Here is a 19,890-nt window from a genome sequence, read left to right on the forward strand (position 1 = left end):
GAGCGTGCAGTGACAGACACCCAGTTCGATTACGTCGTCGCAGGTGGCGGGACGGCGGGGTGTGTCCTCGCTGCACGGCTGAGCGAGGACCCCTCTGTCAGTGTCTGCCTCGTCGAAGCAGGTCCCACCGACGTCGGCGACAAGGCAATTCTCGAGCTGGTGGAGTGGATGCATCTGCTCGACTCCGGCTACGACTGGGACTATCCCGTCGAACCGCAGGAGCGCGGCAACAGTTTCATGCGGCACGCGCGGGCGAAAGTGCTCGGTGGTTGCTCCTCGCACAACTCCTGCATCGCCTTTCACCCGCCTGCGGAAACCCTCGACGATTGGGCGGCTGCGGGCGCGACGGGGTGGGGCGCGTCGGACATCCTGCCGCTGGTTTCGCGAGTGGAGAACAACGACACCGGTCGTGGCCACGACGGACCGGTGCGGATTCGCGACGTGCCACCGAACGATCCGTGCGGGGCCGCGGTACTCGAGTCGGCCGCAGCCGTAGGCCTACCCACCGTCGCATTCAACCGCGGAACGACGGTACTCAACGGTGCCGGCTGGTTCCAGATCAATGCGGGTGAGGACGGCTCGCGCATGTCGACCTCACACGCCTACCTGCACCCGATCATCGGCACGCGCCCGAACCTCGAGGTGCGCACGGACTGCTGGATCAGCGAGATTCTGATCGACGAATCGCTGACCGCGACCGGAGTGCGGTACCAACGCCCCGATCTCACCGGCTACGACACGGTGTCCGCGCGGCGCGAGGTGATCGTGACAGCCGGGGCCATCGACACGCCGAAGCTGTTGATGCTCTCCGGAATCGGACCGGCAGCACAATTACGCGAGATGGGAATCACCGTGCGGGTCGACTCGCCCGGTGTGGGTGAGAATCTGGACGACCACGTCGAAGGGCTGGTGTTCTGGGAGGCGAGCAAGCCCATGGTCACCACATCCTCGCAGTGGTGGGAGATCGGAGTGTTCGCGCAGACCGACAGCTCGCTGAACTACCCGGACGTGATGATGCACTATGGCAGCGTGCCGTTCGACATGAATACGCTCCGGTGGGGCTACCCGACCACCGACAACGGATTTTGCTTGACTCCGAACGTGACGCAGGGGCGCTCGCGCGGCACTGTTCGTCTGCGCAGCAGAGACTTTCGTGACCGTGCCAAAGTGGACCCGCGCTACTTCACCGACGCCGACGGCCACGACGACGCGGTGATGCTCGCCGGTCTGAAGCTGGCTCGTCGGATTGCGGCGGACGGTCCGCTCGCAGGCTGGATCGAACGTGAACTCGCCCCAGGGCCCGAGGCCGTCACCGACGACGACCTGCTCGACTACGTGCACAAGACCCACAACACCGTCTATCACCCGGCCGGCACCGCCCGTATGGGGTCGGTGGACGACACCATGGCCGTGCTCGATCCCGAGCTTCGAGTCAAGGGGATCTCGCACCTGCGCGTGGTCGACGCGTCGGCGATGCCGAAGCTGCCGTACGTCAATCCCAACATCACGGTGATGACCATGGCGGAGAAATGCGCCGACCTGATCCGTGGCCGATAGCCCGAGCCTTGCCGATTTTCTCGGCGCGCATCCACCGTTTCAGGGCGCGCCACCGGCTGCACTGGCCGAGATGGCCGAAGCAGCCGTCGAAGCCGAGTATGCCGGTGGAGCATGGGTTCTGGACCCTCCACGGACGGACGTCTCGGCAGATGCCGACACCGTGTGGGTGGTGCTTACCGGACGGGTGGTGATCACGCACCCGGACGCGACCTCTCCCACCGAGGTACCGATCGACACCATCGGTCCCGGTGGTGTCTTCGGCTTCTCGGCTCTGTTGTCCGGCGGAGCCGTGGAATTCCGTGCGCGGGCAACGGAACCGAGCATCGTGATTCGATTGCCCGGCGAGCTGATCAGACCGTTGTTCGCAACGCCGACCGGATTGGCGTTTCTGGCCGACGCCGTCACCTCTGCCTCCACGCGTCGCGGTGGTCCGGTCGAGGGTAGCGCCGGCCGGACTGTCGGTGAATTACTCTCGGCCCCTGCGGTATTCGTGCCCGTCGGCACCACGGTTCGAGACGCCGTCCGGCATATGACCGATCAGGGCAGCTCGTACGTTCTGGTTCCTCTGCGTGGTTCTCGTCATGGCATCTTCACCGACCGCGACCTACGAATTCGAGTGGTGGCCGCCGGGATCGGCGTCGATACGCCCATCGAGCGGGTCATGACATCGCCCGCCGAGACCGTCACAGCGGATCGTCTGGCCGGCACCGTGCTGATGGACATGCTCGAGCTGGGCCTGCGTCACATGCCGGTGGTGTCGTCCCGCGGGGAGGTCCTGGGCGTCGTCGAGGATTCCGATCTGCACGCTGCGTCCACGAGGCGCAGTTTCGTGGTCCGCCGAGCAGTGGCGTCGGCATCGAGCTCCGCCGAACTCGCCGACGCGGGCAAGCTGGTTCCGCGCCTGGTGGTGGATCTGTTCCGGGGCGGAACAGATGCGACGGCGGTCAGCGCGATCCTGTCCGTCGTGGTCGACAGCCTGGTGCGCCGGGCCGTCGAGATCGAATGGTCGGCGCGTCCGGAGGTGCCGCGCGACCATTTCGCCTGGATCACCCTCGGTAGCGTGGCGCGTCGAGAGGCCATGCCGTCCTCCGATGTCGACAGTGCCTTGACCTGGGCAGACGCGACCGCGGACCCCGATGCGCGAGGGCAATCGAACGCGGTGCCGAGAACCCGCGACGAGGCATTGATGGACTTGGCCGCTCGAGTGCACGCAGGCCTCGATGGTGCCGGGCTGCCGTCGGACACCAACGGTGCCGTGGCGAGCTCACCCCGATTCGCACGCTCGGCCGGGCAATGGGAAAGCGCCGCGGCCCATTGGCTCAGCAACCCGTTCGGCGAACGTGGCAATCCGGCAAAAGACTCCGGCCTGATCATGTCCTCCCTCATGATCGACGGCAGGGTGGTGTGGGGCCCGAAAGAGTTGCACACCGTGCCCGAGGCATACCGTCGACTCCTCGTGGATCACCCCGACGCATTGCGGCTGCAACTGCGTGATGCGCTCGCCGGCCGTGCCCGGCTGCGCTCGCTGCGAGACGTGCTGGCTCGGCGCGGCGGCACGTTCGACCTCAAGGCTCATGCGCTGACTCCCATCGTCAATCTCGCTCGATGGGGTGGGCTGTCGGTCGGCATGGCGTCGGCCTCGACCCCCGCTCGGCTGGCGGCGGCGTCGGGCAACGGCATGCTTTCCGAGGGTGACGTCTCGACCCTGACCGAGGTGTTCGCGCTGCTGCAACGCCTTCGACTCTCGCATCAGATCGACCAGATCTCGGCGGGCCATCGACCCGGCGACGTGCTGATCATGGCCGATCTGACTCCGCTGGAACGAAGCCTGCTGACCGACGGCGTCCGAGAGATCGCCGCGGTGCAGCGCCGCGTCGGCTATCTGGCGGCAAACGTCGGCGTGCATCGTTGACCGCGAACCACCAGACTGAGTGCCGTGACCACCAATCCCGTGAGCGTTCCCACCCCCTCCACCGTCGAGCACAATCGGTTGGCGGAATCGCCCGGCGTCAGCGGCCCGTGGCGTCAGTGGGGCCCGTACCTGGCGGGACGTCAGTGGGGGACGGTGCGCGAGGACTACTCGGCCGACGGAAACGCCTGGGCGTCCTTTCCGTTCGATCAGGCGCACAAGCGCGCCTACCGCTGGGGCGAGGACGGTATCGGCGGAATCTGCGACCGTTTCGGGTTCTTGAACTTCTCGTTCGCACTGTGGAATCGCAAGGACCCGATCCTCAAGGAACGTCTGTTCGGTCTCGCCAACGAGGAGGGCAATCACGGCGAGGACGTCAAGGAGTACTTCTGGGCCGTCGACGGCACTCCGACGCACAGCTGGATGCAATGGCTCTACCGCTATCCGGACGCGGAGTACCCGTACGCCCACCTGCGCGAGGAAAATGCTCGGCGTGGGCGTGACGACCGTGAATACGAACTGGCCGACACCGGAATTCTCGACGAGAACAGGTTCTTCGACGTCCAGGTCACCTACGCCAAGGCCTCACCCGACGACATCTGCATCACCATCTCCATCACCAACCACGGCCCCGAGGCGGCATCGGTCGACCTGCTGCCGCACCTGTGGTTGCGCAACACCTGGTCGTGGGGACGCGACGATCGGGGCGGCTCGTTGGCGCAACTGACACCGCCGGAACTGCTGGCGGGTGGCCTCCAGGCCATCGCCGTCGATCATGGATTTCTCGGTCGCTACTATCTGAGCGCCGAAGGAACGCCGTCAGTTCTGTTCTGCGACAACGAAACCAACGCCAAGGCTCTGTGGGGGCAGGAGAACGTCTCGGCCTACTCGAAGGACGGCATCGGCCGCAGAGTCGTCGACGGCGAACTCGACGCGGTCAACCCCGAGCAGAGTGGAACGAAGGCTGCATTCTGGTACAGCTTCGACAACATCGCCTCCGGGGCAACGGAATCGGTGAAACTGCGGCTGTCGCCCAACCGGCCGGACGAGCAGACGTTCGGGGCAGGATTCGATGCTGTCAACGTCGATCGCCGAGCAGAGGCCGACGAGTTCTACGGCGCCGTGATCGGTGCCGACCTCACCGACGTCGACCGGCACGTGGCTCGGCGCGCCTACGCCGGCTTGCTGTGGACCAAGCAGCTCTATCGATACGACGTCGACGAGTGGATCGAGGGCGACAAGGTGGGCGCTCCGGCTCCGGAATCGAGGCAGGCCCCAGGGGGACGCAACGCGCACTGGCGTCACCTGGCGTTGGCCGATGTGATCTCGATGCCCGACGAGTGGGAGTATCCGTGGTTCGCGGCCTGGGACTTGGCTTTTCATGCGATTCCACTGGCGCACGTCGACGCCGATTTCGCCAAGGAGCAGTTGGTCCTCATGTGCCGGGAGTGGGCCATGCACCCCAACGGCCAACTACCCGCATACGAGTGGGAGTTCGGTGACGTCAACCCACCCGTGCACGCGTGGGCGGCATGGCACGTCTACCGGATCGACGGGTACCGGGATCGCGAATTCCTGGTGCGGGTGTTCACCAAATTGCTGCTGAACTTCGCCTGGTGGGTCAATCGCAAGGACTCCGAGGGGTCGAACATCTTCGAGGGCGGGTTCCTCGGCATGGACAACATCGGGTTGTTCAACCGATCCGCACCGCTGCCACCCGGCTTCCGGCTCGAGCAGTCCGACGCGACGAGTTGGATGGCGTTCTACTGCCAGCAGATGTTCAAGATCGCGCTCGAACTCGCGCGGCACGACAGCGCCTGGGACGACGTCGCGACCAAGTTCTTCTCGCACTTCCTCTCGATCGCCAAGGCTGTCAATTCGTTCGGCTCTCAGCATATTTCGCTGTGGCACGAGGAGGACGGCTTCTTCTACGACGTCCTGGTCCAGCCCGAGGGCGATGCGGTGCCGATGCGGGTGCGGTCCATGGTGGGCCTGCTACCCATCCTCGGTGCCACCGAGATCCCGCCCTGGGTCGAGGCGGAATGCCCCGACCTCGCCGCGCGGTTGCGGTGGGTTCAGCACCGACGCCCGGAAATGGTCAGTCCGTTGCTGGCGCGTCGCGAGGGCAACGAGGTGCGGATGCTGCTGACACTGGTCCAGCCCGAGCGTCTCAAGAGGATCCTGGCGCGCATGTTCGACTCCGAGGAGTTCCTGTCGCAGTTCGGGATTCGATCGCTCTCGGCCTCCTATCGTGAACCGGTCACGTTCGACGTCGACGGCCGTAGCCTGTCCATCGAATACGAGCCGGGGGAGTCGCGTACCGGAATGTTCGGTGGCAACTCCAACTGGCGCGGACCGGTGTGGTTCCCGGTCAACGTATTGCTGGCGGACAAGCTCCGCGCGTACGGCCGGTACTACGGCGACTCGTTCACCATCGAGATTCCCACCGGCTCGGGCAACCATCGCACGCTCACCGACGCCGCCGATCTGATCGACAACGGCCTCGCCGGACTGTTCCGGCCGGTCGACGGCAAGAGGCCCGCGGACGGCAACCGCATCGAATCCAGTCTCGACCCACTGTGGAGCCAGCACCCCAGCTTCAACGAGTACTTCGATGGAGACACCGGCGAAGGGCTCGGGGCAACGCACCAAACCGGCTGGACGGCGCTGGTTGCGCACCTGCTCAGGCCGCGTCTGCCGCTGTAGTGCGCTGCGCGCAGTGGTGCGGTTGAGTGCCCTCCACGGCACTTTTCCACACCACTGCGGCGGAGCCGCATAGTCTGGCGGGATGAAGATTCGCGGCGCAGTACTCGAAGAAATCGGCCGATCTCGTCCCTTCGCGGACTCGCATCCCATCACCGTCTCCGACCTCGAGCTCGACTCGCCGGGCGAGGGCGAACTGCTGATACGAATCGAAGCTGCAGGACTGTGCCACTCGGACCTGTCGGTGGTCGACGGTAATCGCGTCCGTCCGGTTCCGATGCTGCTCGGCCACGAGGCCGCGGGCCGGGTCGAGGAAGTCGGGCCAGACGTCGACGACACCGCGGTCGGCACCCGCGTGGTGATGACGTTCCTGCCGCGCTGCGGTGAGTGCGCCGGGTGCGCCACCGACGGCCAGATGCCCTGTGTCACCGGCAGTGCGTCCAACAATGCCGGAACGCTACTCGGCGGTGGCATCAAATTGCATCGCGACGGTACCGAGGTCAAGCATCACCTCGGAGTCTCCGGGTTCGCCACACATGCTGTGGTGAGCCGTAAGTCGGTGGTGCCGGTGGACGACGACATTCCAGCCGATATCGCGGCAGTGCTCGGCTGCGCGGTGCTGACCGGCGGCGGTGCGGTGCTCAACGCCGGCACTCCGAAGCCCGGACAGTCGGTGATGGTGGTCGGCCTCGGCGGAGTCGGCATGGCGGCTGTGCTGACGGCGGTGTCGGTGGGTGCCGGTGAGGTGATCGGGGTCGACGGAGTCCCGGACAAGCTTTCCACCGCAACCGATCTCGGTGCAACGCAGGTCTATTCACCGACCGAGCTCGTGGAGAAGGGCATCAAGGCCGACATCGTGATCGAGGCGGCAGGCAACGCCCGCGCCTTCGAAACGGCTGTCGCGGCAACGGCTCCCGGCGGCAAGACCATCACGGTCGGCCTTCCGGCACCCGACGCCCGTTCGTCCATCTCGCCCTTGGGCCTGGTGGCCGAGGCTCGTACGATCATCGGCAGCTACCTGGGCTCCGCGGTCCCGGCGCGCGACATCCCGACGTACGCTCAGATGTGGCGTGAGGGACGGCTTCCCGTCGAGAAGTTGATCTCGTCGAGAATCACGTTGGACGACATCAACCGAGGCATGGACGAATTGGCCGACGGCAACGCGATCCGTCAGGTCATCGTCTTCGATTGAGCGTCAGCAGTAGGACGCGGTGGCGACCCACCGACCGCGTTGCTTCGAGATGTCGATGGGATGGTCGAAACACTCACTGATGTTCTCGGTGGTCAGCACCGTATCCACGGCTCCCTGCGCCTGTACCTTGCCGTCGCGGATGAGCAGGGCGTGGGTGGTGGAGGTAGGGATTTCCTCGAGGTGGTGAGTCACCAGAATGCTGGCCAGGTCCGGATGCTCGGCGCGCAGCGAGTCGAGTGCACTCAGAAGTTGTTCGCGCGCAGCGAGATCGAGCCCGGTGGCGGGTTCGTCGAGCAGTAGCAGCGCCGGATCGGGCAGCAGAGCGCGCGCGATCAACGCACGTCCACGTTCGCCCTGCGAGAGCGTGTGCCACGACGCGTCGCTGAGATGGGCGACCCCGAGGGACTCGACAAGCTTGTGAGCGCGGGCGACGTCGGCGTCGGCGGCAGACCATCTGGGAATCAGGTCCGGCGTGTTCGTCAGCCCGGTCAGGACGACCTGGAGCAGCGTCAGAGGAGCGTCGATCTTCAACCGCGGATCGACGTGCCCGATGTGCGTCCGCAATTCGCGCATGTCCACCCGCCCGAGGCGATGACCCAGAACATGGACGGCACCGTGCGTGGGATGAACGACCGCGCCGAGCAAACTGAGCAGGGTGGATTTGCCAGCGCCGTTGGCACCGAGCAGCACCCAGTGTTCGCCCTCTTCGACCCGCATCGATGCATCGCTGAGCAGGTATCGGCCGCCGCGGACGAGGTCGACTCGGTCGGCGAACAGGACGCTGGATGTCACCGGGAGACCGTAGCTGCCGGGACGGACCGAGAGGAAAGTAGGCTCTGAGGTCGGTAAGACCGTGAGACGACGACGAAATGAGTGTGGGTACGACGTGAGTGCAACGGCACCTGTTCGAGTTGGGGTACTGGGGTCACGCGGCAAGGTCGGCCAGGCCATCTGTGCGGCCGTCGAGGCAGCGGACGACCTCGAGCTCGTGGCGACTGTCGACCAAGGCGACCCGTTGGCGAACTTCGTCGATGCCGGTGCCCAGGTGGTCGTCGACTTCACCCATCCCGATGTGGTGATGGACAACCTGCAATTCCTGATCGAGCACGGCATCCATGCGGTGGTCGGCACCACCGGGTTCGACGACCGTCGGCTCGAACAGGTCCGTGAATGGCTGTCGGGATCGCCGCAGACGGGTGTGCTGATCGCTCCGAACTTCGCCATCGGTGCGGTGCTGTCGATGCGCTTCGCTCAGCAGGCCGCTCGGTTCTTCGACTCGGTCGAGGTGATCGAACTGCACCACCCGAACAAGGCCGATGCGCCGTCGGGCACCGCGTACCGTACCGCCGCTTTGATCGCCGAGGCGCGCGCCGCCGCGGGAACACCGCTGAGCCCCGACGCGACGACGACCGAACTCGACGGTGCGCGCGGAGCAGACGTGAACGGAGTGCGCGTGCACTCCATCCGGCTCGCTGGACTCGTTGCGCATCAAGAGGTTCTGCTCGGCACGCAGGGCGAGACGCTCAGCATTCGGCACGATTCGCTGGATCGGACGTCTTTCGCCCCCGGTGTGCTCCTCGGAGTTCGTGAGATTGCCGGACGACCCGGCCTGACTGTCGGCCTCGATCCACTTCTGGATCTGTGAGCTGATCGACGGTGAACAAAGCGACAAAGGTCGTTGCCATCATCGCGGTGATGGTGCTGATCCTCGGTTTCTACTTCTTCTTGTTGGGCCAGCGTGGCGTGACGCTGATCCAGAACGGCGGCGTAGCCAGTATCGCGCTGGGTATCGGGGTCATTCTGTTGCCCATCGTCGGGCTGTGGATCGTGTGGGCCACCCTCAAAGCCGGCTTCGACCACCAGAGACTGGCATCGCGCATTCGTGAGGAGGGCCTCGAACTCGACGTCTCCGAACTCCCGCGGAGGCCGTCGGGACGAATCGAACGCGACGCTGCGGACGAGCTCTTTCAGCAGATCAAGGCCGAGTGGGAGAAAGACCCGGACAACTGGCGCAGCTCCTACCGGCTGGCGCGAGCCTACGACTACGCCGGCGACCGCGGGCGCGCTCGCGAAACGATGAAACGCGCGGTCGCACTCGAACGGGCCGCTGGCTGACGACGATGGCGCGCACCCTGCTGGTCGTTCATCACACCCCGAGCCCGCTCACCCGTGAGCTCCTCGAAGCAGTTCTCGGCGGCGCGCGCGACCCCGAGATCATCGGAGTGGATGTGCGCAGCGTGCCCGCTTTGGGCGCGACGGTTCCCGATGTGCTTGCCGCCGATGGCTTTGTCTTCGGGACGCCGGCAAATTTCGGCTACATGAGTGGCGCCCTGAAGCATTTCTTCGACACCGTGTACTACCCGTGCTTGGACGCGGTGGCCGGAAAGCCCTACGGTGCATGGGTTCACGGGAACGACGACACCGTGGGTGCCGGACGGGCGATCGAGAGCATCGCCTCGGGGTGGGGCCTCGACAAGGTGTACGGCACAGTGCATCTCACCGAGGGTGGCAAGACCGCACGGGAGCGCTGCTACGAACTCGGCGGAACCGTCGCGGCCGGGTTGTCGGACTGACGGCTACGGTGTGTCGATGGATGTCGACCGCTACGCCCGGTTCCTGCCCGAGCAATATCGGCCGGTAGCAGGGGAGAAGCCTGAGTCGATGTACTGGATGTGGGGGGATACGCGCGTCCACATCGCCCGCGCTGTGAGGCCCGAGTCCAGGGTCCGCGTCATGGCCGTGCACGGTGCCGGAGGCTACTACGGTCTGTTGTGGCCGTATGCGGCCATCGCCGCCAGGGAGGGCTTCGAGGTGATGTGTCCCGATTTGCCCCTCTATGGCGACACCGTCGTAGAGGACCCGTCGTCGATGCGCTATCGGGACTGGATCGACCTGCTGTGTGAGCTGGTGATTGCCGAGAAAGCCCGCGATGACCGTCCGCTCGTGCTGTTGGGTGCAAGCATGGGCGGGATGCTCGCATACGAAGTGGCGCACCGAACAGGACTGGTGGACAGGGTAATTGCTACCTGCCTTCTTGATCCTGCCGATCCGAGCGCTCGCCGGGCGGCGGCTCGGTTCGACATGCTCGGCGGGCCGGCGCCACAGTTGCTCCGGATGCTCGCGGCCGTCGCAGGACACGTGAGAATTCCCGTCAGGTGGATGGCCGATATGGCGAACATGAGCCTGAACGCGGAGTTGTCCGACCTCTGCGCGCGAGACCCGAAAGGCGGCGGGGTGCGTGTCCCGATTGCCTTCCTTGCCAGCTTTTTCGGCTACGTGCACACCCGACCCGAGGGTTACGACGGTCCGCCGGTGCTGCTGACCCACCCCGCCGAGGACCGGTGGACGCCGCCGGAGGTCAGTATCGGCTTCCTGGAGCGCATTCGGGGCGACACAGAGATCGTGATGCTCGACGGGTGCGGGCATCTGCCGGTCGAGGAACCCGGATTGACGCAGCTGGCCGACACACTGAGGAAGGTCCTGCGCCGCTACTGATTCAGTCGGAATTCTCCGGTGAGTCCGGGCGAAGGATGTCGTCGGCCGGGATCGGTAGCGGAATTTCGAGAAGGCGTTCCGGCCAACTCGGATACGCGGGGCGAATCCACACCCGATTGTCGTCGAGTTGCGTCATCAGTACCCGCCGCCACGGCCAATCATCTTGTGGTGCGTACAGATCGGTCTCGGGCTCCATCGGCAGCGGGGCCTTCGTCCAGTGCGGTGCCGACAGCGATGCCAGACCGTGATCCTCGAGGCGAGCGATCGCAGTCTCGAGCGGGACGCCCTGGGCGACTGTGATTCCGACGGGGTTGACGGCATCGACGAGATAGCCCTCGTCGTATTCGTTCGGGGAGCCCGGATAGTGCGCGACGGTCCACCCGATCACCTCACCGTCGGAGGCTCGCTTCACCGGCAATCTGCTACGCCACCGTTCGACATCCACTGGCTCGAGGATACGCGGCGCGAGAAGGTGAGTTCGGGGAAGTGACTATTGCTGGTTGTGAGCAGGCGGAGCGGTGACCGTGTTTGACTGCAGGAGATAGTACAAGTTTGTACTGCATTCCATACCAAGGGATTTCGATGACCCTCCCCATTCTCGACCGAACCAGAATCGTCGCCACACCCGAGTGGAGTCGCTGGTTGATACCCCCGGCCGCTCTCTCGATCCACCTCGCGATCGGGTCCGCTTATGCATGGAGCGTGTTCAAGAACGCCATCTCGCAGCCCGACGCGCTCGGGCTCAGCGGCACCGTGACCGCCATTCCGTTCCAACTCGCGATCGTGATGCTCGGCCTCTCCGCTGCGATCTTCGGAACCCGCGTCGAGAAGAACGGCCCCCGGTGGGCCATGGCCGTATCTCTGGTCTTCTTCGTCTCCGGACTACTGCTGTCCGCGCTCGGCATGGCCCTCGGACAGTTCTGGTTGGTGATCTTCGGCTACGGGTTCGTCGGCGGTATCGGGCTCGGTATCGGCTACATCTCACCCGTGTCGACGTTGATGAAGTGGTTTCCCGACCGGCCGGGCATGGCCACCGGCATCGCGATCATGGGCTTCGGTGGCGGCGCACTGATCGCGTCCCCCCTCACCAGCCAATTGATGGTGAACTTCGGCGGCTTCACCGACGGCTCCATCGCCAAGACGTTCCTTACGCTCGGTATCGGTTACGCGGTGTTCATGGCACTGGGCGTCGTGCTCATCAGAGTGCCCGCCGAGGGGTGGACGCCGGCCGGGTGGACCCCGCCCACGGCGTCGGCGATGATTTCGACGCACAACGTCTCGGCTGCGAATGCGGTCAAGACTCCGCAATTCTGGTTGCTGTGGGTTGTGCTGTGCTTCAACGTCACTGCCGGCATCGGCATTCTCGAGCGCGGCTCGGGCATCTACCAGGACTTCTTTCCCGACGCGACCTCGCCCGAATCTCTTGCCGCTGCTGCGGCCGGCTTCGTCGCGTTCCTCTCCCTGACCAACATGATCGGTCGCTTCGTCTGGTCCTCGGTCTCGGATGTGGTGGGACGCAAGAACATCTACCGGATGTACCTCGGTGTCGGCGCGCTGCTGTACCTCTACATCGCGTTGTTCACGAACACCAACAAGATCTTGTTCATGGTCTCGGCTCTGCTGATTCTCTCGTTCTACGGTGCGGGATTCGCGACGGTTCCGGCTTACCTGAAAGACCTCTTCGGTACGTATCAGGTGGGCGCAATTCACGGACGACTCCTCACTGCATGGTCGGTAGCGGGCGTGCTGGGGCCACTGATCGTCAACGCCATCGCCGACGCAGGCGAGCCCGGCACCACCGGCCGATACCTGCCGGCGTTCTACGTGATGATCGGACTGCTGGTGGTCGGGTTCCTTGCGAACGAAGCAATCAAGCCGGTCGCGTCGAAGTACCACGAACCCGACCCGACACACTCCGAGACCACCGCAGGAGCACAGGCATGAACGAGGCACGGATCAAGGTGACGACCGCGCTCGCGTGGGCATGGGTGTCCGTACCGTTCGCCTACGGACTGTACGAACTGATCCTGAAGGCGGCGAATCTGTTCGGTAGCTGACGCGCCCTGTCGGTGGGTCGTGACATCGTGGTCCGATGCGAGAAATGAGTGCCGCTTCGGCTCGGCGCACCGCGTTGGCTGCCCAGGGGCTGGCCTCGACCCGGTCGCGTACTCGACCGGCGAGCAAGGCGGCGGTCCACGCAGCGATCGAGACCACCGGACTGTTGCAGATCGACTCGGTATCGGTGGTGGTGCGCGCGCACTATGCGCCGGTGTTCAGCCGAGTCGGTGCGTACGACCGGACGATCGTCGACGACGCCGCGTGGACCGACACTGCGCGTCGACCCCGTCGAATGGTCGAGTACTGGGCCCACGAGGCCGCCCTGCTGCCCGTCGAGGACTGGCCGTTGATGCGGTGGCGAATGGAGCTGTATCGACACGGGAGGTGGGGCGGAGCCGCCCACATTCTGGACCGTGAGCCGACTCTGGTCGACGACGTCCTCGCCGTGATCGGAGACAGCGGCGCGGCCAGCGCCGGTGAGATCGAGAAGCACCTCGAGGTGGACACACCCGGTCGAAAAGGACCATGGTGGGACCGCAGCGACGTCAAAATCGTCTGCGAACAGCTCTTCGCGGCCGGCGTGGTGACCGTGCCGGCACGAACCGGATTCGTGCGCCGGTACGACCTCAGTGAACGGGTGATTCCCGACGACGTTCTGCGCAGGCACATCGCCGAGCCGGACGCGGTGCGGGCACTGGTCGAAAAGTCCTCTCGGGCACTGGGTATCGGCACCGAGCCGGATCTGAGGGACTATTACCGACTCTCGCAGAAGCAGGCCAAGGCGGCGATCGCCGAACTCGTGGAGGACGGCGTACTCGAACAGGTATCCGTCCGAGGTTGGAACGCACCGGCCTACCTCCACCGTGAGGCCAGGACGCCGCGAACCGCCACCGCTGCCGCGCTGCTGTGCCCGTTCGATCCGATGATCTTCTTTCGGCCGCGCGTGCAGCGGATCTTCGATTTCCATTACCGGATCGAGATCTACACCCCGCAGCACAAGCGAATTCACGGCTACTACGTTTTTCCGTTCCTGCTCGACGGCCATCTGGTGGCCCGCGTGGATCTCAAATCTGTGCGTGCGCAGTCCGAATTGCACGTGATTGCGGCGTACGTGGAAGGCGACCGCGATGCGCGTGACATCGCGCCGCGACTACGAGACGTACTCCGGGAGATGGCGGACTGGCTCGAGCTCGAACGTGTGGTGGTGGGGGAGCGGGGCGACCTCGTCGACGCATTGCGTTGAAGTTGCCGAGTGCACCGATTCTGCCGAAGTGCACACCGACAGAATCGGTGCCAGTATTCGAACCGTGACTTCGCGCCGGACAGACACCGCCTCCGAACTTCCACCTCAGGTCGTCGTGCTGTTCGGGGCGACAGGAGACCTGGCCAAGCGAAAACTGCTGTCCGGGATGATGCACCTGGCCCTGTCCGATCTCGCACCCAACATCCGTGTCGTCGGCACATCGCTCGAGGAGATGTCCACCGACGAATTCCGCGCTCTCGCTCGCGAATCGATCAACACGTTCTCGAGTCGTAAGGTCGGCGACGAGCAATGGAAGCACTTCGCATCGCGGCTGACCTACGTCTCGCAGAAGGCAGGCCCTGCAGCTCTGAGCGAAGCCGTGGCCGAGGCCGAAATCGAACTCGGCGGGAGCGCGAAGAGGCTGCACTACCTGTCCGTTCCGCCGAGAGCTGCTCTGGCAGTGGTGGATACGCTCGCATCGGCAGATCTGGTGAAGCGATCGCGGATCATCATGGAGAAGCCGTTCGGCACCGACCTCGAGAGCGCGATCGCGTTGAACGCCCGGGTGCACGAGACGTTCGACGAGGACCAGATCTTCCGAATCGACCACTTTCTCGGCAAAGAACCCGCTCAGAACATCCTGGCCTTTCGTTTCGCCAACGGATTGTTCGAGCCGATCTGGAACCGCAACTTCATCGATCACGTCCAGATCGACATCCCGGAGAAGCTCGCGCTGGACGGCCGAGCCGGATTCTACGAATCCACCGGCGCGTACAAGGACATGGTCGTCACCCACCTGTTCCAGGTGCTGGCCTTCATGGCAATGGAGCCGCCGACGGCACTCGAGCCCCGCGCGATCAGCGAGGAAAAGAACAAGGTCTTCCGATCGATGATGCCGCTGGACCCGAAAAACGTTGTGCGAGGGCAGTACACGGGCTACCGCTCGGAGGAGGGGGTTGCTCCCGATTCCGACACCGACACCTTCGTTGCACTCAAATGCGAAATCGACAACTGGCGGTGGGCCGGAGTGCCGTTCTACCTCCGCAGTGGCAAGCGCCTCGCCGAAGGCCAACGCATCATCTCGATCGCCTTTCGGGAACCGCCGAAGAGCATGTTTCCGGCCGGCTCGGGTGTGGGCGCGCAAGGCCCCGACCACCTGACTTTCGATCTCGCGGATGCCTCGAAGGTGTCACTGTCGTTCTACGGCAAGCGTCCAGGGCCTGGAATGCGCTTGGACAAACTCAGTATGCAGTTCGCCATCCAGGAAACCGAACGAGTGGGCGACGTCCTCGAGGCGTACGAACGGCTCATCCTCGACGCCATGTACGGCGATCACACCCTGTTCACCACCGCAGAGGGAATCGAACGCCTGTGGCAGGTGTCCGAGCCGCTGCTGGCCGATCCGCCCCCGGTGCGCCTGTATGCGCCAGGATCGTGGGGTCCCAACGCAATTCATCAATTGATAGCTCCACACGCGTGGCGACTGCCGTTCGAGCGGGAGTGGCGCGAAAAGAAATAGGCAGCTCAGTTGTTCCAGCCGCGGTCCTTGCGCATCTGATCGCGCAATGCACCCTGAACTGCTTGCGACAACCACGAATTGAGGGACACCCCGCTGTTGTTCGCGGCATCCTCGGCGCGTTCCTTGATCTGCTCGACCAGCCGTAGCGTCACCCGTCGTACCTCGCCGGACACATCGTCCATCGTCGGGTAATCGTCGGAAACGGTCTCTGTCGGATCGGCGTCGTCCAGGCCCGGTGCCGGGATGTCGCGTCGAACATCGGCGTGCGCCTGCGCACCGTCGAGGCGAACGGTGACCGTATGGCCGTCGAGGCCGTTCGATACCTCGGCCGCGAAGTCGGACAGCGCGGTGAGCAGCATCAATCTCGCCGACGCCTCCGCCGTCTTGCCGAGTGCCTCGGCCGTCTGTCGAGTGTGTTCGTCTCCCAGAGCCGCTGCCGCGAGAAGATCGGTCCGCAGCGACTCGGTGTACTTGTGAAGTTCCATGACGTCAGTGTGGCGTCACGTGTGACGTCGGTCAAGCGAGCCTGGTGGTGTCACGTGGAGGCTGTAGTGACGCCACCCGGCGCGGGGCATGCACAGCCACGATTAGGGTTGTGCGGTGTCGTCAGAAATCGAAGGAAGAGCTGTGCCGCGAACGGTTGCCCTGAAAGTGCAGCTGGTGGCCCGAACCGAGTTCGTACCGCCCGCCGACATCCCCTGGGAAACCGATGCGGACGGTGGGCAGGCGTTGGTGGAGTTCGCCGGGCGTGCGTGCTACCAGAGCTGGTCGAAACCCAATCCTCGGACTGCCACCAACGCCTCGTATCTGCGTCATCTGCTCGACGTCGGGCATTTGTCCGTCCTCGAACACGCCGGAGTGAGCTTCTACATCACCGGTATCTCGAGGTCCTGCACACACGAGTTGATTCGGCATCGACACTTCTCCTACTCGCAGCTCTCGCAGAGATTCGTCCCCGAGCACGACGCCAACGTCGTGCTGCCGCCTGCGGTGGAAGGCGACCCTGAACTGGAGGCGCTGTTCGCATCGGCCACCGAGGCGAGTCGCGCGGCGTACACCGAACTGCTCGGGGCTCTCGAGGGGAAGCTGGAATCGGTCAGCAACGCGGCGTTGCGAGGCAAGCAGGCGCGGCAAGCAGCTCGGTCGGTACTTCCGAATGCGACCGAGACGCGCGTGGTGGTGAGCGGAAACTATCGCGCGTGGCGGCATTTCGTGTCGATGCGCGCTTCGGAGCATGCGGACGTCGAAATTCGACGCGTCGCTGTGGAATGTCTGCGTAAGCTCGTGGAAGTGGCTCCGGACGTGTTCGGTGACTTCGAGATCTCGACGCTGCCGGACGGCACCGAAGTGGCACGAAGTCCGTTCGTGACCGAGGTCTAGAAGCGAGGTTCGGCCGCGGCCGATACCGGGTATGCCATCGGGTAGTCCCGCTGCGCAAGAGTGGGCAAAGCACCGGGTAATCTGCTGCCATGACCTACGGTGACGCCGCTCCTTCCGTTGCGCCTGTGTTCGGTACGGTGCTCACCGCCATGGTGACTCCGTTCACAGCGGACGGTAAGTTGGATATCGATGCCGGCGTTCGCCTGGCGCATCATCTCGTCGAGCAGGGCAACGACGGATTGGTTCTCGCCGGAACCACGGGCGAATCGCCCACCACCACCGAGAACGAGAAGCTCGAACTGCTCCGCGCGGTGATCGCCGCGGTCGGCCATCGAGCTCGCATCATCGCCGGGGCCGGAAGTAACGACACCGCCCACAGCGTCGAACTCGCCCGGGACGCAGCTCGTGCGGGTGCCCACGGTCTCCTGGTCGTCACGCCGTATTACTCCCGGCCACCGCAGGCCGGTCTGTTCGCACACTTCACGGCGGTCGCGAACGCCACCGACCTGCCCGTGATGCTCTACGACATTCCGCCGCGTTCGGTCGTCCCCATCGAGACCGAGACGCTGCGCCGGCTCGCAGAGCACCCGCGAATTCTCGCCGTCAAGGACGCCAAGGGCGATCTGAACGCCGGTGCCGAACTGATCGCCTCGACGGGCCTGCAGTTCTACTCCGGCGACGATCCACTCAATCTTCCGTGGCTTTCGGTCGGTGCGACCGGTTTCGTCAGCGTCATCGGCCACCTCGTCCCGGCACGCCTGCGCGAGCTGCACACTGCCTTCATGATGGGCGATATTGCGCGCGCACAGGCGATCAATGTCAGCCTCATCCCGGTCATTCGTTCGGTCGCGCGCCTCGGCGGCGTCAGCGCATCGAAGGCCGGCCTTCGCCTCATCGGAATCGATGTCGGCGAACCACGACTTCCCCAGGTGCCACCGAGCATCGAACACATCGAATTGCTTGCAGCGGAGCTGCGGGCGGCAGGAGTTCTTGTATGACACGACCGAACAGATCGCGCGGACGCGCAACCCGAAACGCCGGACCTCCGTCCGAGCGTCCCGCCCCGACACAGGGCAAGCCGATGGTGCAGAACTCGGCGCGAACTCAGCGCCCCGACAAGCGCACAGAGTTCGACCCGACGCAGCGCCTCGGCACACCACCGAAGGCCCCGTTCAAGGGCCTTCGAGTTGTCGCACTCGGCGGAATCGGCGAAATCGGTCGCAACATGACGGTGTTCGAGCACCAGGGCAAGTTGCTGATCATCGACTGCGGCGTCCTCTTTCCCGAGGACCAGCAGCCCGGGGTCGACCTGATCCTGCCCGACTTCCGGCACATCGAGAACCGCATGGCCGACGTCGAGGCAGTGGTCCTGACACACGGTCACGAGGACCACATCGGTGCAGTTCCGTTCCTGCTTCGCCTGCGTCCGGACCTGCCCGTCGTCGGATCGAAGTTCACTCTCGCTCTGGTGGCGGCCAAGTGCCGTGAGCACCGGCTGCGACCGAACCTCGTCGAGGTGATCGAGGGCCAGCACACGCAGCACGGCCCGTTCGACTGCGAGTACTTCGCGGTGAACCACTCGATTCCCGATGCGCTCGCCATCGCCATCAGAACCGACGCAGGGCTGGTGCTGCACACGGGTGACATCAAGCTCGATCAGCTTCCGCTCGACGGTCGTCTGACGGACCTCGCCGGGTTCTCGCGGCTCGGCGACGAGGGCGTCGACCTGTTTCTGGTCGACTCCACCAACGCCGAGGTGCCCGGGTTCGTCACACCCGAGCGCGAGATCGGCGGAGTCCTCGACACCGTCATCGGCAAGGCGAAACAGCGTGTGATCGTCGCGTCGTTCGCCAGTCACGTGCACCGCATCCAGCAGGTCATCGACGTCGCCGAGCGGTACAACCGCCGGGTGGCATTCGTCGGCCGGTCGATGGTGCGCAACATGCAGATCGCCCAGGAGCTCGGATACCTGCGGGTTCCCGACGGCCTCGAGGTCAATGTCGACACCGCCGCAACGCTTCCCGACGACCGTTTGGTGCTCATCTCCACCGGTTCGCAGGGTGAGCCGTTGTCGGCGCTGTCTCGGATGGCGCGCGGCGAGCATCGGCAGATCAACGTCAAGGCGAACGATCTGGTGGTGCTGGCGTCCTCACTCATTCCGGGCAACGAGAACTCCGTTTTCGCGGTGGTCAACGGCCTCGCCAAGCGCGGTGCGACCGTGGTGACGCAGCAGAACGCGAAGGTCCACGTCTCGGGTCACGCCTCGGCGGGTGAACTGTTGTACCTCTACAACGCGGTCCGGCCCACCAACGCCATGCCGGTCCACGGTGAGTGGCGTCACCTGCGGGCCAACGCCGCACTGGCCAAGGCGACGGGCGTCCCCGAGGATCGGGTGGTGCTCGCCGAGGACGGCGTTGTGGTGGACATGGTCGACGGTCTCGCCGAGATCGTCGGACAGGTGCCCGTCGGGCACGTCTACGTCGACGGCCTCTCGGTCGGCGACGTCGGCGATTCGACGCTCTCCGATCGACTGGTGCTGGGCGAAGGTGGATTCATCGCGATCAGCGTTGCCGTCGATTCGGCGACCGGTCGTGCAGTGACTGCACCCGAGGTGTCCGGCCGCGGGTTCTCCGACGATCCCGCCGCCCTGAAGGAAGCCGGGCAACTCGTGGAGGCGGAATTGCAACGTCTGGCGTCCGACGGCGTCTCGGATACGCACCGCATCGCTCAGGCTGTGCGCCGTGTCGTGGGTCGGTGGGTAGCGGACAAGTACCGCCGTAAGCCGATGATCGTGCCGACCATCATCGCGGTCAAGCCGCAACCGCAGTCCTAGA

At 64.9% G+C, this 19,890-nt stretch carries 18 protein-coding genes; 15 read left to right on the plus strand and 3 right to left on the minus strand.

Annotated elements, in window-relative coordinates:
• The first annotated feature begins 9 nt into the window (after positions 1–9).
• The 4 genes from ACNEOT_RS13780 (at position 10) to ACNEOT_RS13795 (ending at position 7,361) form a co-directional block, all read left to right on the plus strand.
• Positions 10–1,557, plus strand: coding sequence for a GMC family oxidoreductase (locus tag ACNEOT_RS13780; RefSeq protein WP_415974575.1), 1,548 nt, complete (start codon positions 10–12; stop codon positions 1,555–1,557).
• Positions 1,558–1,627: 70 nt separating this feature from the next.
• On the plus strand, positions 1,628–3,469 hold the full coding sequence (locus ACNEOT_RS13785) for a putative nucleotidyltransferase substrate binding domain-containing protein (protein WP_415975162.1): 1,842 nt from the start codon (positions 1,628–1,630) through the stop codon (positions 3,467–3,469).
• A 24-nt stretch (positions 3,470–3,493) separates the two neighbouring features.
• Positions 3,494–6,172 carry an MGH1-like glycoside hydrolase domain-containing protein gene (locus ACNEOT_RS13790; protein ID WP_415974576.1) on the plus strand — a complete coding sequence of 893 codons (2,679 nt, stop codon included), beginning with the start codon at positions 3,494–3,496 and terminating at the stop codon, positions 6,170–6,172.
• An 82-nt stretch (positions 6,173–6,254) separates the two neighbouring features.
• On the plus strand, positions 6,255–7,361 hold the full coding sequence (locus ACNEOT_RS13795) for an alcohol dehydrogenase catalytic domain-containing protein (RefSeq protein WP_415974577.1): 1,107 nt from the start codon (positions 6,255–6,257) through the stop codon (positions 7,359–7,361).
• Positions 7,362–7,364: 3 nt separating this feature from the next.
• Here ACNEOT_RS13795 and ACNEOT_RS13800 read toward each other — a convergent pair whose 3' ends face one another.
• A complete protein-coding gene (locus tag ACNEOT_RS13800) occupies positions 7,365–8,153 on the minus strand; it encodes an ABC transporter ATP-binding protein (RefSeq protein WP_415974578.1) in 789 nt (262 codons plus the stop codon).
• A gap of 94 nt (positions 8,154–8,247) precedes the next feature.
• On the opposite strand from ACNEOT_RS13800, the gene dapB reads away from it, so the two are divergent.
• From dapB to ACNEOT_RS13820, 4 genes are read left to right on the plus strand one after another with little or no spacing between them, the layout of a single operon-like run.
• Positions 8,248–9,006, plus strand: a complete 759-nt coding sequence (gene dapB / locus ACNEOT_RS13805; RefSeq protein WP_415974579.1) for a 4-hydroxy-tetrahydrodipicolinate reductase — start codon at positions 8,248–8,250, stop codon at positions 9,004–9,006.
• A gap of 50 nt (positions 9,007–9,056) precedes the next feature.
• Positions 9,057–9,476, plus strand: a complete 420-nt coding sequence (locus ACNEOT_RS13810; protein WP_415975164.1) for a hypothetical protein — start codon at positions 9,057–9,059, stop codon at positions 9,474–9,476.
• 5 nt (positions 9,477–9,481) lie between these two features.
• Positions 9,482–9,934: a flavodoxin family protein gene (locus ACNEOT_RS13815; RefSeq protein WP_415974580.1), complete on the plus strand. Its 453-nt coding sequence runs from the start codon at positions 9,482–9,484 to the stop codon at positions 9,932–9,934.
• Positions 9,935–9,950: 16 nt separating this feature from the next.
• Positions 9,951–10,856 carry an alpha/beta hydrolase gene (locus ACNEOT_RS13820; protein WP_415974581.1) on the plus strand — a complete coding sequence of 302 codons (906 nt, stop codon included), beginning with the start codon at positions 9,951–9,953 and terminating at the stop codon, positions 10,854–10,856.
• Between the two features lies 1 nt (position 10,857).
• On the opposite strand, the gene ACNEOT_RS13825 is transcribed toward ACNEOT_RS13820, so the two are convergent.
• Positions 10,858–11,301, minus strand: coding sequence for a hypothetical protein (locus ACNEOT_RS13825; RefSeq protein ID WP_415974582.1), 444 nt, complete (start codon positions 11,299–11,301; stop codon positions 10,858–10,860).
• Positions 11,302–11,438: 137 nt separating this feature from the next.
• Between ACNEOT_RS13825 and ACNEOT_RS13830 the strand changes: the two genes are divergently transcribed.
• From ACNEOT_RS13830 to zwf, 4 genes are all read left to right on the plus strand, one after another.
• A complete protein-coding gene (locus tag ACNEOT_RS13830) occupies positions 11,439–12,800 on the plus strand; it encodes an OFA family MFS transporter (RefSeq protein WP_415974583.1) in 1,362 nt (453 codons plus the stop codon).
• Positions 12,797–12,913, plus strand: a complete 117-nt coding sequence (locus ACNEOT_RS13835; protein ID WP_415974584.1) for an MFS transporter small subunit — start codon at positions 12,797–12,799, stop codon at positions 12,911–12,913. Before ACNEOT_RS13830 ends, ACNEOT_RS13835 begins: the two co-directional genes overlap by 4 nt.
• A 35-nt stretch (positions 12,914–12,948) precedes the next feature.
• A complete protein-coding gene (locus ACNEOT_RS13840; RefSeq protein ID WP_415974585.1) occupies positions 12,949–14,157 on the plus strand; it encodes a winged helix-turn-helix domain-containing protein in 1,209 nt (402 codons plus the stop codon).
• Between the two features lie 64 nt (positions 14,158–14,221).
• A complete protein-coding gene (zwf, locus tag ACNEOT_RS13845) occupies positions 14,222–15,676 on the plus strand; it encodes a glucose-6-phosphate dehydrogenase (protein WP_415974586.1) in 1,455 nt (484 codons plus the stop codon).
• A gap of 5 nt (positions 15,677–15,681) precedes the next feature.
• Here zwf and ACNEOT_RS13850 read toward each other — a convergent pair whose 3' ends face one another.
• Positions 15,682–16,161 carry a hypothetical protein gene (locus tag ACNEOT_RS13850; RefSeq protein ID WP_415974587.1) on the minus strand — a complete coding sequence of 160 codons (480 nt, stop codon included), beginning with the start codon at positions 16,159–16,161 and terminating at the stop codon, positions 15,682–15,684.
• 142 nt (positions 16,162–16,303) lie between these two features.
• Here ACNEOT_RS13850 and thyX point away from each other — a divergent pair, with 142 nt between their 5' ends.
• The 3 genes from thyX (at position 16,304) to ACNEOT_RS13865 (ending at position 19,889) form a co-directional block, all read left to right on the plus strand.
• Complete coding sequence (thyX, locus tag ACNEOT_RS13855; protein WP_415974588.1) at positions 16,304–17,056, plus strand: FAD-dependent thymidylate synthase; 753 nt, start codon at positions 16,304–16,306, stop codon at positions 17,054–17,056.
• Positions 17,057–17,145: 89 nt separating this feature from the next.
• Positions 17,146–18,054, plus strand: coding sequence for a 4-hydroxy-tetrahydrodipicolinate synthase (gene dapA, locus ACNEOT_RS13860; protein WP_415974589.1), 909 nt, complete (start codon positions 17,146–17,148; stop codon positions 18,052–18,054).
• An 83-nt stretch (positions 18,055–18,137) separates the two neighbouring features.
• Positions 18,138–19,889: a ribonuclease J gene (locus ACNEOT_RS13865; protein WP_415975165.1), complete on the plus strand. Its 1,752-nt coding sequence runs from the start codon at positions 18,138–18,140 to the stop codon at positions 19,887–19,889.
• The last annotated feature ends 1 nt before the right edge of the window (position 19,890 follow it).

The organism is Rhodococcus sp. 077-4 (assembly GCF_047782425.1).
Classification (GTDB): Bacteria; Actinomycetota; Actinomycetes; order Mycobacteriales; family Mycobacteriaceae; genus Rhodococcoides.

Excerpts from the sequence above, each read along its gene's own strand:
- ACNEOT_RS13820 (WP_415974581.1), top strand. The coding sequence starts at position 9,951 with ATGGATGTCGACCGCTACGCCCGGTTCCTGCCCGAGCAATATCGGCCG.
- ACNEOT_RS13850 (WP_415974587.1), bottom strand. The coding sequence starts at position 16,161 with ATGGAACTTCACAAGTACACCGAGTCGCTGCGGACCGATCTTCTCGCG.
- ACNEOT_RS13865 (WP_415975165.1), top strand. The coding sequence starts at position 18,138 with ATGGTGCAGAACTCGGCGCGAACTCAGCGCCCCGACAAGCGCACAGAG.
- ACNEOT_RS13835 (WP_415974584.1), top strand. The coding sequence starts at position 12,797 with ATGAACGAGGCACGGATCAAGGTGACGACCGCGCTCGCGTGGGCATGG.
- ACNEOT_RS13830 (WP_415974583.1), top strand. The coding sequence starts at position 11,439 with ATGACCCTCCCCATTCTCGACCGAACCAGAATCGTCGCCACACCCGAG.
- ACNEOT_RS13810 (WP_415975164.1), top strand. The coding sequence starts at position 9,057 with ATGGTGCTGATCCTCGGTTTCTACTTCTTCTTGTTGGGCCAGCGTGGC.
- ACNEOT_RS13785 (WP_415975162.1), top strand. The coding sequence starts at position 1,628 with ATGGCCGAAGCAGCCGTCGAAGCCGAGTATGCCGGTGGAGCATGGGTT.
- ACNEOT_RS13795 (WP_415974577.1), top strand. The coding sequence starts at position 6,255 with ATGAAGATTCGCGGCGCAGTACTCGAAGAAATCGGCCGATCTCGTCCC.
- ACNEOT_RS13840 (WP_415974585.1), top strand. The coding sequence starts at position 12,949 with ATGCGAGAAATGAGTGCCGCTTCGGCTCGGCGCACCGCGTTGGCTGCC.
- dapA (WP_415974589.1), top strand. The coding sequence starts at position 17,146 with ATGACCTACGGTGACGCCGCTCCTTCCGTTGCGCCTGTGTTCGGTACG.
- ACNEOT_RS13815 (WP_415974580.1), top strand. The coding sequence starts at position 9,482 with ATGGCGCGCACCCTGCTGGTCGTTCATCACACCCCGAGCCCGCTCACC.